Here is a 14,890-nt window from a genome sequence, read left to right as displayed (position 1 = left end):
AGTAGCTTTATCGCCAACACTAACCTCACTCGATGTTGACGACACACTTTATCCTGTGGCAAATGATGAAAATACCATAGAAACGAATATCGCTGCACCTAATTCTGAGCCTTCAGTTGCAAAAAGCCATATTACAGTACAACAAGAAATTGACTCTAGTGTTACTAGTGAGTCTCCAGCAAGTGCGCCTGTTCAGTTAACATCTACCTCAGCCAATATTAAAGACAGACTTAGTTTATTCAGAAACTCTGATAACAATGAACAGTTAGTAACTTCAGAGTCCCAGTCTGCTATGGCGGCTAACGTCTCAGATATCTCAGAAAATGTTACTTCATTGCAAGGTGATAGTAATGTTGAGAATACTACTAGCGAGTCTAAAGAAAGTCATCCTATCTTAGCACTACCTGAAATTGGTGAAGCACCACTTACCACCAAATCACCTGAAATTGGTAAAGTATCAGTTCCGGCTATATCACCAGAAATTGCAGAAACATTGAGTATTTTCAGGAAAATTATTGACAATGAACAAACAGTAGAATCAGAACTTTTGTTTGCGGTAACAAATCCTGAAATATCAACCTTTGTTGATAACTCTAATAATCCCATTTCCCCACAAGATGATGTAAGTACACCAACTGAAGTTGAACAAAATACCACCAAAGAAAATTTGCCAGCACATAAAGGTTATGCTACTGGTGGTCATGTGACAGATTCCCACGTTGAAAATCGTCAGCAGATAGCACACTCGGATACCGTCCCTGCAATGCTTACGCCTGGAGAGTTTGTGATTAATACCAGGGATGCACAGAAGAATTTACCTCTACTACATCACATCAACACTGGTGGTACACCGCACGATATTATCCTTCCAAGTTTACAGCCACCCAATCCCACAGAAGCAGAAGAAAAAACTTCTTCAGAGACTCCGACTAAAGTCGATTCTTTTTCAGACACTTCATTACAATTAAAAAGCGCTGAGACTCACTCACCTGAGATATCCAATTCTTTAATTCCTTCTTCCTTGGGGTTGAATATTGGAAAACAGAAGCTTTCAATACTCAATTCTCCACAGCTTAATACTCTTCAAAATGAAACAATTAATGTGGGTGAACCTTCACCTCAATACTCATCGCCTCCTATGATTTTCCGAAAAGCAAATCCCACTAGTAACACATCTTCCCAATGGTTAAATACACCTTCTGAATGGTCAAGTGTAGAAGAATTACTAAATGGAAATAATGATGAATTCACTAGCTTTAACTTTGATAGTGTGGAATCTAATAGACAAAATCCTGAAGTTTCTCATATTTCAGAATCGCCACAAATTTCTGCTAAACATGTTCTTTCATTTAGAGGCTTTGCTGACGGTGGAGAAGTCACTCCACCCGACATATCGAGAGAGATTGAACCGATGACTGAGACGATAGAGAGCGCATCCTTGTCTGCTGAAGGAGGTAATAAAGATGACACGGCTGATCTTGAAGCTCTAGCTCGTGAAATTTATAACAGATTACGACAACGGGTAGAAATTGAGCGAGAGCGTCATGGCGGTTTCTCAGGCCGATTACCTTGGTAAATTTCCATTCAATAAATTAATTTTCGGAGAAATGCTCAAATGGCAAGTCCAGCAATTATTGTTATCCAAAAGCGTCAACCACAACTTGAGAAAGCCAAACTTGTAGCTTATAACGGTGAAGCGCCAGATATTGAATTAATGTTTAATCCTACAGACATTAGTTTTGCTCGGACTGTTAAGTGGGAAAGTAAGGACGGTAATAGAGGAACTACTCTACTTCCTAAGGTCAACTTTTCTGGAGTTGAGCCTTACAAATTCACACTGAAACAGTTACTCTATGATACTTATGAAACGAAAGAGTCAGTGATGAAAAAGTATATAGACAACATTAAGAAAGGTGTAGAAACTATCACTCCAAAAGCTGACAGTCGTCCACCTGTTTATATATTGACATGGGGATCAGAGTATTTTTATTGTGTAATTACGAGTTTAACGTACACTTTAAATATGTTTCTTAGTGACGGTACACCAGTAAGGGCACTGGTAGATATAGCTTTGCAAGAAGTAGATAAAAAAAACCTCCCTGGAGGACGTGAATCTGCATCTACAGGCCCAAATCGTCAGGCAGACCAAAAGCTGGCAAAGACTAATTAACCAAAGCGATAAATTAGTATTTCTCACTACTTTTTTATTAAAGGTTTCTCTGAACATTTTATAGTCATACAATAATAGTTATGCCTTCAAAAAGTCTTTATTTAAGTGAACCTAAAATCCAGATAGACGGGAAACCTGCTTCTTCTGAATTGATAAAAGATGTGTTGCAAATCACAGTGGAAGAAAGCCTTCATTTACCAGCGATGTTTACGCTAGTAATACATAATAGCTATAGTTCTACATCTGACCAACCACAAAACAAGCCTTGGCGACACGAGCAGTTGTTTAAGATTGGGAAAAAAGTGAAGTTGGGTTTTACTTCGAGTACTACTCAAGATAAGAATTTTCAAGAGGAGGTAGAAAAATTCCTGATTGAAGGCGAAATTACAGGGATGGAAGTTCACTTCAATGAAAAATCTGAAGCTGATATGATTGTTCGCGGCTATGATATTTCCCATCGTCTTCATAGAGGTCGTTATAATCGTTCTTTTTTGAATGAAGCTGATAGCGGCATAATCAAAAAAATAGCTAAAGAAGTAGGGATAAAACTTGGCGATATAGACCCAAGTGGCGAAGTCCACAAGTATGTCTTTCAAGAAAACCAAACTAATATGGAGTTTCTTCGGGAAAGGGCTGCCCGTATTGGTTTTGAACTATTTGTTACAGATGGCAAAATAAATTTTTGCAAACCAAAAGCTCAGGGAGCTCTACCACTAAAATGGCTAGTTGATATTAGTAAATTTAGTACTCGCGTTACCAGTGCCGAACAGGTAAGTTCTGTGGAAGTACGTGCCTGGGACTATACTAAGAAACAATTGATTACCCAAACAGCAAAGAAAGAGAAGCAACTAACTCAAACAGGTAATCAGCTAGGAAGTAGTGTCAGTAATGCATTTCCCAATCTTAAGTCTCAGGAAATGATTGTTGTAGATAAACCCGTTGCTAGCGCAAAACAAGCAAAGACTATGGCTCAGGCTTTGTGTGATGAACTAGGAGGAGAATTTGTTTATGCAGATGCCAAGGCAGAGGGGAATCCTGAGATTCGACCGGGGCAAGTTATTGATCTTCAGGGTATGGGCGATCGCTATAGTGGTAAGTATTATGTTACAGAGACACGTCATTTCTTTAATCAGCGAGTTTATGAAACTGATTTCAGCGTGCGGGGACTACGTTCTGGTGACTTATTCACAACTCTATCTACACAAAAACGCTTACAGCCATCTGAGACTTTATTAGTAGGAATTGTAACTGATAACCAAGACCCAGAGGCATGGGGTAGAGTGAAAGTCAAGTTTCCCACCCTCACAGAACAACATACAAGTGACTGGGCGAGAGTTGTAGCTTTGGGAGCAGGGAAAAATAGAGGTTTCGACTGTTTACCAGAGATAGACGATGAAGTACTAGTAGGTTTTGAGCATGGCGATATCCACCGTCCCTACATAATTGGCGGAGTATGGAACGGCAAGGATGCACCACCGGAAAAGGTGGCTGACTCAGTTACAAGACGTGGCGTAAGATTACGCACCTTTAAAAGTCGTGTTGGACATACTCTACAGTTTGTCGATGAAGATAAACTAACTAGTAAAACAGGTATTCGCCTAGAAACTAAATACGGTCACAAAATCTATCTCAATGATAGTCAAAAGTGTATAGTGATTGAAACCAAACGCGGTCATACAATCAAAATGGACGACACGACTAGCTCTGTTTCAGTGGAATCAAAAGGTAATTTGTCATTAGATGCTGTTGGAAATATAGACATTTCAGCCAGGGGTACGATTACAGTCAAAGGTGCGATGATTCGCCTTAATTAATTACGAATTAGGAATTATTTTGATTGGGCTTTTTGGCGTTGCTGATTGCAGTATGAATTTTGTTTCGCGCAAAGGCGCAAAGACGCGAAGAATTTAAATTTTAGATTTTTAAAATATTAATTTTCATACCTAATTCAGCAACGCCGGCTTTTTTAAAGTTTGATCATGAAAAATATTATTAGGAGGTTGTCATGGGTAGACCAGCAGCAAGAATTACTGACAATGTAGCGCATCCCTTACCGCCAGTATTGACAGGAGGCCCAGGTAGTCGCAATGTGCTGATTGGGTCTTTACCTGCGTGGCGGGGTGTGCTTCCAGCAGCAGTACCAGGTTTGCTATCTGCCAAAACATCTTCTGATACGACTGTCCTAGCAGCTGAGACTGCTACCAAGGCGGCGGCTGGTACACCAGGAGCACCTGCTGCCCTAGCCGCCGAACAAACTACAAAGACAACAGCAGCAACTACCATGAGTAGCGCAATCAGTGCTGCTGCCGCAGGTGCTGATATTCATAATTGCGCCACACCCTCGCCCGTACCTCCTCATGGCCTCGGTGTTGTAATTGACGGTAGCAAGACAGTGCTGATTAACAACCTGCCTGCCTGTCGGATGGGGGATACGATTATAGAAGCATTAGGGCCACCGAATAAAATTACCAAAGGTCATGTCACTGTTTTGATTGGCGGCTGATTGGAGAAGTAGGAGACAGGAGAATACTACGTCCACGAGTATCAAAGACTCGTCCGCGAGTATAAAAGGCTCGTCCGCGAGTATCAAAGACTCATCGACGAGTATCAAGGACTCGTCCGCGAGTATCAAAGACTCATCGACGAGTATCAAAGACTCGTCCGCGAGTATCAAAGACTCATCGACGAGTATCAAAGACTCGTCCGCGAGTATCAAAGACTCGTCCGCGAGTATAAAAGGCTCATCGGCGAGTATAAAAGACTCATTCACGAGTATAAGTAGTCAGACAGAATTAATTACACAATGTCATTGCGAAGGTCGCGGAGCGGAATGAAGCAATCGCAAGGGCTGGGATTGCTTCTCTACGAGACGCAAGCGCGAACGCTTCTCTACGAGACGCTTCGCGAACGCTCGCAATGACTGTAAATATTTTTGTCCGATTACTTAAAAGGCTCATCGATAAGTATCAAAGACTCATTCACGAATCACAATAGCAAGAGCCAGGGCGAATGGAATTCGCGGCTACACAAACAAAGCCCATAAGAGAAAATAAAGCTTTTTGTAACCCACCTCCGTAAGTTTTGCCTGTGTAGTTGTGGTTTCTAACCTAATACGGTTCAGTTATTGGTGTAGATAATTGTTTTTTTAAGACGCGATAAATCGCGTCTCTACATGAGGTCTTTGGGTTTATCCCAAGGGTATTTGTTTCTAACCGCCCTTTTAACGCCTCTTCAACCTCGACCTTTGGCGAATAGGCTTAAACCTTCTGTGCCGATATCTTTGAAGATATCCATGTAACAGCTGTCTAAGTGCCAGATATGGTTTATGGTCGTGAACGAGCCTATTTGGGAAGAGGTTGGGCTTATCCACTGCATTTAAGTGTGCAAGGTGGGATACAACTTAGCCGTGAAGATCAAAAAGTTAAAGAATCTATTTGGATTATCCTCCGCACGGGAGTAGGTGAGCGGGTTTATCGACCTACCTTTGGTTCGCGCTTGTCGGAACTGGCGTTTGCACCTTTGAATAGCGATACTCTACTGCGAATCCGTCTTTATGTTTTGGAAGCTTTAGAAGTTTGGGAACCACGCATTATTATTGATGAAGTTCTCGCTGATCCTGACCCTGTGCGTGGCAGAGTGGACATTATCATCAATTATCGACTTAAAGATAGTCCCGATATTTATAGTTTTGTTTATCCTTATTATTTGGTTTCAGCTGGGGAGGAATCGTGAACTTTGACTTTTTACCGAAATTACCTTCTTCCAATTTAGACGATCGCGCCTTCGATGATTTGGTGGAAGAATGTATTATGCGTATTCCTCGCTACTGTCCAGAATGGACTGACCACAACCTCAGTGACCCAGGAATTACACTAATTGAGTTATTTGCTTGGTTAACTGACCAGATGTTGCTCAGATTTAACCAAGTACCTCGAAAAAATTATGTAGCTTTCCTCGAATTACTGGGTATTCGTCTCCAGCCTCCTGCCCCAGCCCGCACGGAATTAACTTTTTATTTAAGCGCTGCACTGCCTGAAGCCTACACTATTCCGGCAGGATTAGAAGCTTCAACTATCCAAACTGAAACCACAGAAGCTATTACTTTTAGTACAGATTCTCGTCTAATTATCGGCAAACCCAGGATACAGCATTTCTTAACTGCCCAAACCACTGAAGACATTCCCCAATCTCTGCGCGAAAGAGTCACAAGTTCATGGACTCGTCAATCTAACGGTTTCTGGACAGGCAATGAACAGCCGATATTTGAAGAGGAACCCCAGCCTGGTAACTGCTTTTATTTAGCGATCAATTCTGATGATTCTCTAGATGGTAATGTTCTAGATATTACTTTCCAAGGAGCGGCAGCTACGCCTGCTGGTATTAACCCCAATCAACCGCCTCGAAAGTGGGAAGCTTGGGATGGAGAACATTGGCAACCAGTTTTATTCCAAGAGTCAGATGATGAGACTCGCGGCTTCAGTTTTTACGAACTCGCTGAACAGGGGAGGAACCCGGCTGAAGGAGCAGATGTCCGTCTGCATTTACCGCAAAATTGGCCTGTGACCAACTTTACCTCTTACCGAGGTCGGTGGCTACGCTGTAGCTTTGTTTCCACAGAAGTCAATGAATCTGGTTACAATCGTCCCCCACGAATTATTGGTTTAGCAGTGCAGTCAATTGGCGGTACTGTTAGGGCTAGTCACAGTACGCTGATTCAAGATGAGCGCTTGGGAATTAGTGATGGTACACCCGGTCAGACTTTCGAGTTACAAACAGCACCAATTTTAGAACGCCGAGAAAATGAGTATATTGTAGTTACTCCTAGTGGTGGTTTGCCTCAAAAGTGGACTGAGGTGAGAGATTTTGCTGATTCTGCGTCGCATCACTTTCATTACACCCTCGATTCGATCACTGGTACAGTCCAATTTGGGCCGTTGATTCGTGAACCTAGCCAACTGAAACAGCAAACCCAGGTGCGAGGCCTACGGCAGGCTCCGCCAACGCGAATTCAGCAACCATCGCTAGATAACACATCTGTACAAGTTATTGAAAATAACCAATCTGAACACCAGTATGGGGCAATTCCTGTCCGTGGCTCAGAAATTAAAATGGTTACTTATCGCACAGGTGGGGGTAGAGAAGGCAATGTTCAAACTGGGGCAATCCAGTTTTTGAAGTCTGCATATCCATACATTGCTAGTGTGATCAATCGTGTATCAGCAATCAATGGTGCGGATGCTGAATCACTGGAGCAAGCTGTAATGAAGGCTCCCCGCATCCTCCGCACACGCGATCGCGCCGTCACTGCCGAAGATTTTGAAGTTTTAGCTCAACAAGCAGGTTCGGGTGCGATCGCTCGCGTCCGGTGTTTGCCAGCGAATTCTCGTACACAAGCAGGTATAGTTAGTTTACTGATAGTTCCATTCGCAAATACAGATGCGATCGCTCAAGGTGAAGGGATACCACCAGAAGAATTTGCCCTCAGCAATGCCCTCCAAGAGCAAATTTTGAGTTACTTAGACGAAAAACGCTTATTAGGGGTACAAATCGAATTACAAGAGCCGAATTACGTAGGTGTTTCTGTACAGACAGAAGTTGCTTTAGAGCCAGCATACAATAACCCTTTTGCCAGCGAAGAAATTCGCCGGAATTTAAGGGTATCTCTATATAAATATTTAAATCCATTAACTGGAGGAATCGACGGTAAAGGTTGGCCATTTGGGCGACCCGTTTATACATCAGATATTGTAGCCTTACTGCAACAAACCCCAGGCGTGCGTCATTTAGGCCCCGTCCTACTGTTTCCCATCCGCAAGCAAGGAGAAAATTGGAGACGACAACCATCGCCAGAACAATTAATTGACCCAGGATCGGAAGGTTTGATATGTTCTTGGGCTGATAGCAATCTACGTTCAAATCACGACATCCAAATAATTCGTAATTCGTAATTCGTATTGTTTAAACTCCTTATCCTCTCTGCGCCTCTGCGTCTCTGCGTGATAAATCATCCCGTAACTATGCAACGCCAGACTTTTAATCCAAAATCCAAAATCTAAAATCCAAAATTGGTAGAGTCGTTATGGTTCAAAGTCGCTCTAGTCCAGCTGTACGCATTCAATTAACGCCAATGCAAATCCCCGAAGCTTTACCTGTAGCAGGTTTAGCATTTGCAAACGCGGAAAACATAGATGTAGCTGGACGTAGTTTACTCTTGCATCCTGGGCATCCAAGCGAGATGATTGTGCAAGTGCAAAACTTAGAACAGCGTCCTTTGCGGGTGAGTTTAAGTATTGAAGGAAACTTTCCGTCCCAATGGTGTCAGATTGGTACAGAAGGCAGCGAGATACCACCTCGTGGACAAATGGATGCCGTCCTCTACTTCTTAATTCCCGACACATTTTTTGAGGATCAAGAAGCGATCGCTCCTGGAAAAAAAGACAAACTAACGCTCAATTTTCGCAGCCTAATTACTATACATATAGACCCAGGCACAGATAACCAACAAATCGAGAGAAGCGAGTATTTCGATTTATACATCCGTCCCTACACCGCATACATGGAATTCTTGCCAATTTTGTATCGGGAAGTGGACTTTATTGGTCGCTTCATTAAGATATTTGAGCAAGCTTTTCAACCAATAGTTGATAGTTACAACGTCATGTGGGCAAACCTCGATCCCTTGACAGCACCGCAAGCATTACTACCCTTCATGGCTCATTGGGTTGCTTGGCAAGTAGATTCAGTTTGGGATCTCCAGCAACAACGACGTTTAATTCGCCGTGCTGTAGAACTTTATCGCTGGCGGGGAACTCGTAAAGGATTGCGTCTCTATTTACATCTTTATACTGGTTTACCTCTAGATGAACATTTAACTAATGAAGCTGATAAACATATTAGTATCACAGAACCTTTTGGCCCAAGTTTTATTATAGGAGATGCACAACTAGGAAATGCAGTTTTAGCAGGTGGGCAACCATATCATTTTATAGTGCGTTTGCGTTCAAACATTTCTAGTGGCATTATCAACGAACAACTTATCCAAAGAATTATAGAACAAGAAAAACCAGCTTTCTGCACCTATGAACTATCTATTGAAAATCCATCCAATTAAATAATTCGTAATTCGTAATTCGTAATTCGTAATTAAGTAAGCAAAATTAAAAGTTGAATAATTAGTATTGTTTAAGATTTCTGAAACAGACTTTTAATCTAAAATCTAAAATCCAAAATCCAAAATTCCTATGTCCCATCCTTTCCCGCCCCCACCAATTAAATCCTTTGAACGCCTGCAAGCCGCAGACGGGTTACTAATCAATGCGGAACGCTGGCGTACAGCCCATGATTACCACCGTAATCGGCAAAATGCTCAATATCAAAGTTTAAACCAACCAGGAATTGTCTGCGGTTTAGGCATTCGAGATATTACTGCCCCTAGCCTTGTAGAAGCTAGATATCGAGATGGGCGTTGGGTGCAAATACAGCCTGGTATTGCAATTGATTTAGCAGGTAATCTAATTGTTGTACCGACCTCTTATGATTTTCCCATTGATATAGATGTAGCAAGTTCTGAACCGTTGATGATCTACTTAGTAGTTAGCTATGTAGACCCCGATGAATTGCGGCGCGGACAGCAAAGAGATGTTGTTCAAGAAACTTATCGAATTGACCAAATAAACTCTACCCCAATCACTTCAGAAATAGAAATATGCCGGATACTCCTACAACCAGGACATACAGAAATTACCCAACCTGCGGATGCTTTCTTTCCTGGATATAACAATATCGATTTGCGTTATCGCCGTCAGGCACAAATGCGTCCCCAAGCACTTGTGTGTATGGCACAGGCGAATCATAGTGATCCTGAATGTGCGCGTAATTTTTTCAGCCTTTCGTATTTGTTACAAGCAGTAGAACCCCTATATCCCAGTTTGCGAGGGGCTGACGAACCAGGTCAGGTTTCTTTAGGAGAAAATATCCAAGATTATGACCTACTTTATCTAACAGGTGGGCAGGCCATATCTTTAAATAGTCTCGAATTTGAATCCCTAAAAAATTACTTAAATTTAGGTGGTGTGCTTTTAGTTGATGCACCAACAAATGCTAATCTTCTAATTGAAAGTACCCAAGCATTGGCACAACAGTTAGAGAGTCCCTTAAGACCTTTAGAAGAATTGCAACGGAGTCATCCTTTAAGGACAAAACCTTTTTTATTTGCTGCCTTGCCAATGGTTAATCAACAACAAATTAAACTGTCGATTGGTGGAGGAGTTATTTTAGCGATTGGTGATTTAGCAACTGCTTGGGGACTGGACAGAGATTTTAATTTACCCAGGTTGACTATTCGTACAGCTCAGGAACTCGGTATTAATATACTTCACTTTGCTTGGAAGCGGCGACAGTTGATAGGTTTGCAACAGGAAGATAATTCAGGGCAATGGTGAAGGTGTTGTTTTGGACACAAACAACAGGCGATCGCATTGAATTCTGTAAGATGTCTTAGAGGTTGTTTGAAAAGTGTTTCGCTGTGACTTTAGGCACTTTTAGATCCCCCCTAACCCCCCTTAAAAAGGGGGGAACCGGAATCAAAGTCTCCCAATTTATCGGGAGATTTAGAGGATCTAAAACTTTTGATACCGACAAGAGGACTTTTCAAACATCCTCTTAGGTACTTGTATTGTAAACATAGCGATCGCTAGCTTGTCAATAATAGCGTTTCTCAATACTATTATTGACTTTGATTGTTTGATGTCACCCGATTATTCTCATTTTCCAGTTCTCTCAATAGAGAATCGAAATCGTTGGTGTTTCCACCTTTAGTAAATAAAGACCGAATTTTAGTAAAAATTGAATCTATATCTCTAGATAACAAGCTACTTAAATTTTTGACAAAGTTGATTACTTTCTCAAAGACAGCGAGTTCTACAGTGGAATATTCATTTTGATATGGATATACAACTTTGCCTTTTTCTGTCTCATAATACTCTTGTTCAGGCATTAGCATTGATCTAAGCGGTCGATCTTGTTTTGCCTTATCTGGTTCGATTCGCTTCTGGCTGAGGAATAAAACATCGTAAACTTTTCCGTTCCAGACAGCCCAGTAATGATTTTGGAAAAACCACCGTTTGCCGTCATCACAATTAGGGTCTTGTCCTCGATATGGGGTTTTTCCACCTTCACTTAGAAAAGGTTTAGGGAGACTTTCAATCGTTATTTTTTTGATGCCAAAATACTCTTCTGCTACTTTTTTAAAGGTTCGCGCTAATGTTTGGCAGTCTCCTTCAGGAGAGCCTTTTAAAAGAGTTTCATGACTCTTGCTCACCATTGTGTATTTAAATTGGATATTCTCAAAGTTTTTGAAAAGTTGTTCCAATATTTTCTCTTCTGGTAATGTTTCTTCTATTCCATTTACTAATGTTTTCGCTAGCGAGTATTCTTGTAAAAATTTTTGTTTTCTATTGGCTGAGTTGTCTGCTGCTAATATTTCTTCATTTTTGGCTGATAGTTTTGGTTGCTGTGCATTCTGATTTTGCAAAGTCGGTATATTCATTTGATTTACTACAGAAGCAGCTACCCTGTCCGCCTCTTGCTCATATTTATCTCCTGGTTGACCAATAGTGAGTTTTGGCTGTATTAGTGGTTGCATTTGTGCCAGTGACACGCTATCAGGACGTTTTAGCGCTATTTTTGTCAGGTTATGACCAAATTTGGATGAATGTTCCTTTTGTTGCTGCAACGACTCATTCATCTTTGTCTGTAATATAGTGAGTCGTTCCTGTCCCTCTGGCGTGATAGTACCGTGTTTGGCTTGTATTTGGAGTTTCGTTGCCTCAAACTGATCCTTTTGAAATTTCTGATTCTCTACTTTTGCCTGTACTATAGGCTTGTTAGAGCCAAGTTGAGTATTACCAGTTAATCGGTGCGTAGCCCTTCGTAGACATTGCACCTGATTTGGCTCTGGCGAATCAGCTTTTTTGTGGATTTGTAGCCGTTCTTTCATGGCTAGTTTCAAAAGTCAACAGTAAGTAATTAAATATATTATGCCACTTCAGCATTGCTTGATTATTTATACTTAAGTCGAAACATTGTTTTAGGCATCACTATCGACTTAAATGTAAATTATTTCGCCTAAACCTGGGGGATAGTTTCGGAAAGTTAGTATAATCGGCGTTGCATAAATGCGGGATGATTTTTCTCACGCAGAGGCGCAGAGACGCAGAGAGGATAAGGAGTTTCAGATTTCAATACATAACATTTCATTCCTTGATTCAGCAACGCCGTATAATCATCTTCTCAGGAAGCCAGAATCCGCGTCTTAAAGAGGCGCAAAGTATCAATTACGTCCGTTGATCATGTCTCGTAAGCGATTTAACTGACCACGATATAATGCATCAACGATATCATCATCGGTTGTAAAGACTCCTTCAATCCAATCTCCTGTCCAGGCATGACCTTCTACAAGGCGATAAAGTTGGGTGCGATCGCTGACTGAAGCCGTGCGGAAGATTTCAATCACCCGTTCTCCTTCATCTTCTCCAGTCCAACCTCCAATTAATGCGCGCACCCGATCAGCGCGTTGATTGAGGGTCAGATGGGGCAGATCATCGGTACTCTCTTCCATCACAGCATCATCTTCATTAAAAAATGCCTGCCCTTCAGAGGGATTAAAGTCAATAATGCTCCGCAATCCAACTAGGGGATTACCCATGAGTGGATTAAGGAATCCATTAATAAACGCGGCTCTGGGATGAACCGTTCCCAGGTAGACTTCCAATTTCGAGACCTCTTCATTTTCTGGGAACTTAGCAGCCATCCCATCTAACTTAGTCTTGATTTCGCCTGATTGAACACTAGCTGTAATGGCTTGTCCATAGGTTTGTGCCAGTTCTGAGCGAATTTTTACAGTCCACAGTGCATCTAGGGAATCTGCTTGCCAGTTCTGAGTTCCATTATTAGCATCGGTATCGAGACGTGGCAGAACTTGTTCAGGCGCATACTGAACACTAGGAACAGCAGGACTAGCAGCTTGTCCTTTCACGGAATTGAGAATCCACTCTGATGAGTAGGGGCCTGGATTGCCAGTTCCTAAAGCGTGGGCGTTGTCGATATCTTTACAGCCAAGCTGGACTGCCAATTCTGCCATTTTAGCTGTTTGATTATTCGGATCATTCTTATTCAGGTTACTATCACCGAAGGTTTTCCAGCGATCGCCCAAGTCATTCACAACCCACAATCCCTGTTCATTATCAAAATCATGGGCAACTAAGGCAACCAGATCATCAAACCCCAATTCTGGCATATTGGCAGTTTTTTCCTGTACTTGGGCAATGATCGTGTCGTAAATCCCTGAAACAGTTCCCAAAATTGTAGCGGCATTTGTAGTATTATCATTGATGTAACGCGCCACATCAAGGGCAATCTTCCGCTTCATGTTGCCAAAGAATAAAGGATATTTCTGCCGCCAATAGTCACGAATATCTAACCTCGGTGTGCGTAAATGTCCGGCGGCAAAGTGGTCTGTTAAAAAGTGATGGGCAGCTGCTTCACGCGCCATTCCTTCACCGATGTTTTGCCCAGATTGTCCGGCAAAGAATGCCCGTAAAATTGCGTCTTCATGTAAAGCTCGATAGGAACCCCCCGCAGACGATCTATTTCCTCCGCCTGAACCTGGGGTGCCATGAGGGGCAGCAAAATGTTCACTATTGTTCGCCGCTAACTGTAGATAACGGTCATCGACGGCTTTGCTCACAGTTTTAGAAAATTCAAGCTGTGACCACATTCCCCCCTCCGGCTGTTCTGGTGTACAAATTTGAGCAAATCTCGGATCTTGGGGATTGATCGTTTTGATAGCATAGATGATTTCATCCTGTGTACCCGGAGTTTGACCGGGCTGAGGCGATGGAGTTGCCGCTAAACGAAATAGTGAGTCAGGAACGGGTTCTTCAACACCTTGCTGATTGACGCGAGTATCACGAGGGTCAAAATAGTCGCCGCTCAACATGGTGATATCGCCATGAGTGAGGCGAAAGGGAATTTGTAGCGGTGGGTGAAAGCTTCCAGCCCCGGCGGTGACTTGCCCTCCCTGAAAGTCATAGGTTTGCCCACCAGAACCGCGATCGCCTAGTGACTTATGTTCTTCGGAGCCAAATCGTTGAATTATGCGTTTTTGTAGGAGTGAAGTGGGGCGAGTGCTAATCTGCGGCTCCCTTTGCACAGCAGTATCAGGCATCGACATGAGTTGATTAGCTACCCGATCCGCTTCCTGCTCGTACTGGTCTTTTGGTTCTCCAATTGTGAGTTTTGACTGGGGAGAACGCAGCGATATCCGACTAATGTCGTGACTCAGGGGCTTTTCTTTGATGTCTTCTGGTTTTAATAATAGCTGATCAGCAGACTGCGCCTTTTGAAGGTTGGGTGATACCTCAGCTACCCTTTGGAGTGGGGCGGTATTTGTTTGTAAACCAAAGCCGCGTGTTGGGTTCGCCAATGTCGGAGTTGTTGGTGAAACAAGCGACGGATTCGTAAAATTTGATGCAGATGATTTCTTACGCCCAAATATGCGTAGTTTACCGCCGTAGGCATCGCTCATCTCACTTTTCCTCCCTTAATCAATATGAATTATACAATTTGTCTAATTGCTATCGCTATCGACTTAAGTAGAAATTATTCTGTTTATGATTGGGGTGTAGATGGGTGTTACCAATTAATTATTTATTGTTCATG

11 protein-coding genes are annotated in these 14,890 nt (G+C 42.3%); 8 read left to right on the top strand and 3 right to left on the bottom strand.

The window, feature by feature from the left end; translation table 11 throughout:
* The 4 genes from F8S12_RS06420 to F8S12_RS06405 form a co-directional block, all read left to right on the top strand.
* Positions 1-1,576 (top strand): hypothetical protein (locus tag F8S12_RS06420; protein WP_196515494.1); only part of this gene is annotated, 1,576 nt, incomplete at its 5' end.
* Positions 1,577-1,615: 39 nt separating this feature from the next.
* Positions 1,616-2,170 (top strand): CIS tube protein, encoded by a 555-nt coding sequence (locus F8S12_RS06415; RefSeq protein ID WP_196515493.1) that lies wholly within the window; start codon positions 1,616-1,618, stop codon positions 2,168-2,170.
* An 80-nt stretch (positions 2,171-2,250) separates the two neighbouring features.
* Complete coding sequence (locus F8S12_RS06410) at positions 2,251-3,984, top strand: VgrG-related protein (RefSeq protein WP_196515492.1); 1,734 nt, start codon at positions 2,251-2,253, stop codon at positions 3,982-3,984.
* 191 nt (positions 3,985-4,175) lie between these two features.
* On the top strand, positions 4,176-4,673 hold the full coding sequence (locus F8S12_RS06405) for a PAAR domain-containing protein (RefSeq protein WP_196515491.1): 498 nt from the start codon (positions 4,176-4,178) through the stop codon (positions 4,671-4,673).
* Here the strand turns inward: F8S12_RS06405 and F8S12_RS06400 are convergent.
* The gene (locus F8S12_RS06400) at positions 4,617-4,940 is read right to left on the bottom strand and encodes a hypothetical protein (RefSeq protein ID WP_331001357.1); all 324 of its coding nucleotides are present in this window, start codon (positions 4,938-4,940) and stop codon (positions 4,617-4,619) included. The genes F8S12_RS06405 and F8S12_RS06400 overlap by 57 nt on opposite strands.
* A gap of 548 nt (positions 4,941-5,488) precedes the next feature.
* On the opposite strand from F8S12_RS06400, the gene F8S12_RS06395 reads away from it, so the two are divergent.
* From F8S12_RS06395 to F8S12_RS06380, 4 genes are all read left to right on the top strand, one after another.
* Positions 5,489-5,902 carry a GPW/gp25 family protein gene (locus F8S12_RS06395; RefSeq protein ID WP_196515495.1) on the top strand — a complete coding sequence of 138 codons (414 nt, stop codon included), beginning with the start codon at positions 5,489-5,491 and terminating at the stop codon, positions 5,900-5,902.
* Positions 5,899-8,118, top strand: coding sequence for a putative baseplate assembly protein (locus tag F8S12_RS06390; protein ID WP_196515490.1), 2,220 nt, complete (start codon positions 5,899-5,901; stop codon positions 8,116-8,118). Before F8S12_RS06395 ends, F8S12_RS06390 begins: the two co-directional genes overlap by 4 nt.
* A gap of 131 nt (positions 8,119-8,249) precedes the next feature.
* Positions 8,250-9,281, top strand: coding sequence for a phage tail protein (locus F8S12_RS06385; RefSeq protein ID WP_196515489.1), 1,032 nt, complete (start codon positions 8,250-8,252; stop codon positions 9,279-9,281).
* Between the two features lie 130 nt (positions 9,282-9,411).
* Entirely contained in the window at positions 9,412-10,611 is a 1,200-nt protein-coding gene (locus tag F8S12_RS06380; protein WP_196515488.1) for a DUF4159 domain-containing protein, read from the top strand.
* A 284-nt stretch (positions 10,612-10,895) separates the two neighbouring features.
* On the opposite strand, the gene F8S12_RS06375 is transcribed toward F8S12_RS06380, so the two are convergent.
* Positions 10,896-12,167, bottom strand: a complete 1,272-nt coding sequence (locus tag F8S12_RS06375) for a hypothetical protein (RefSeq protein ID WP_196515487.1) — start codon at positions 12,165-12,167, stop codon at positions 10,896-10,898.
* Positions 12,168-12,500: 333 nt separating this feature from the next.
* The gene (locus tag F8S12_RS06370; protein ID WP_196515486.1) at positions 12,501-14,756 is read right to left on the bottom strand and encodes a hypothetical protein; all 2,256 of its coding nucleotides are present in this window, start codon (positions 14,754-14,756) and stop codon (positions 12,501-12,503) included.
* Between the last annotated feature and the right edge of the window lie 134 nt (positions 14,757-14,890).

Source organism: Nostoc sp. WHI (assembly GCF_015714725.1).
In the GTDB taxonomy this organism is placed as follows: domain Bacteria; phylum Cyanobacteriota; class Cyanobacteriia; order Cyanobacteriales; family Nostocaceae; genus Nostoc.
The sequence above is the reverse complement of the archived record's forward strand: the minus strand, read 5'-3'. Positions and strand labels throughout refer to the sequence as shown.

Excerpts from the sequence above, each read along its gene's own strand:
- F8S12_RS06415 (WP_196515493.1), top strand. The coding sequence starts at position 1,616 with ATGGCAAGTCCAGCAATTATTGTTATCCAAAAGCGTCAACCACAACTT.
- F8S12_RS06410 (WP_196515492.1), top strand. The coding sequence starts at position 2,251 with ATGCCTTCAAAAAGTCTTTATTTAAGTGAACCTAAAATCCAGATAGAC.
- F8S12_RS06405 (WP_196515491.1), top strand. The coding sequence starts at position 4,176 with ATGGGTAGACCAGCAGCAAGAATTACTGACAATGTAGCGCATCCCTTA.
- F8S12_RS06395 (WP_196515495.1), top strand. The coding sequence starts at position 5,489 with ATGGTTTATGGTCGTGAACGAGCCTATTTGGGAAGAGGTTGGGCTTAT.
- F8S12_RS06385 (WP_196515489.1), top strand. The coding sequence starts at position 8,250 with ATGGTTCAAAGTCGCTCTAGTCCAGCTGTACGCATTCAATTAACGCCA.
- F8S12_RS06380 (WP_196515488.1), top strand. The coding sequence starts at position 9,412 with ATGTCCCATCCTTTCCCGCCCCCACCAATTAAATCCTTTGAACGCCTG.
- F8S12_RS06375 (WP_196515487.1), bottom strand. The coding sequence starts at position 12,167 with ATGAAAGAACGGCTACAAATCCACAAAAAAGCTGATTCGCCAGAGCCA.
- F8S12_RS06370 (WP_196515486.1), bottom strand. The coding sequence starts at position 14,756 with ATGAGCGATGCCTACGGCGGTAAACTACGCATATTTGGGCGTAAGAAA.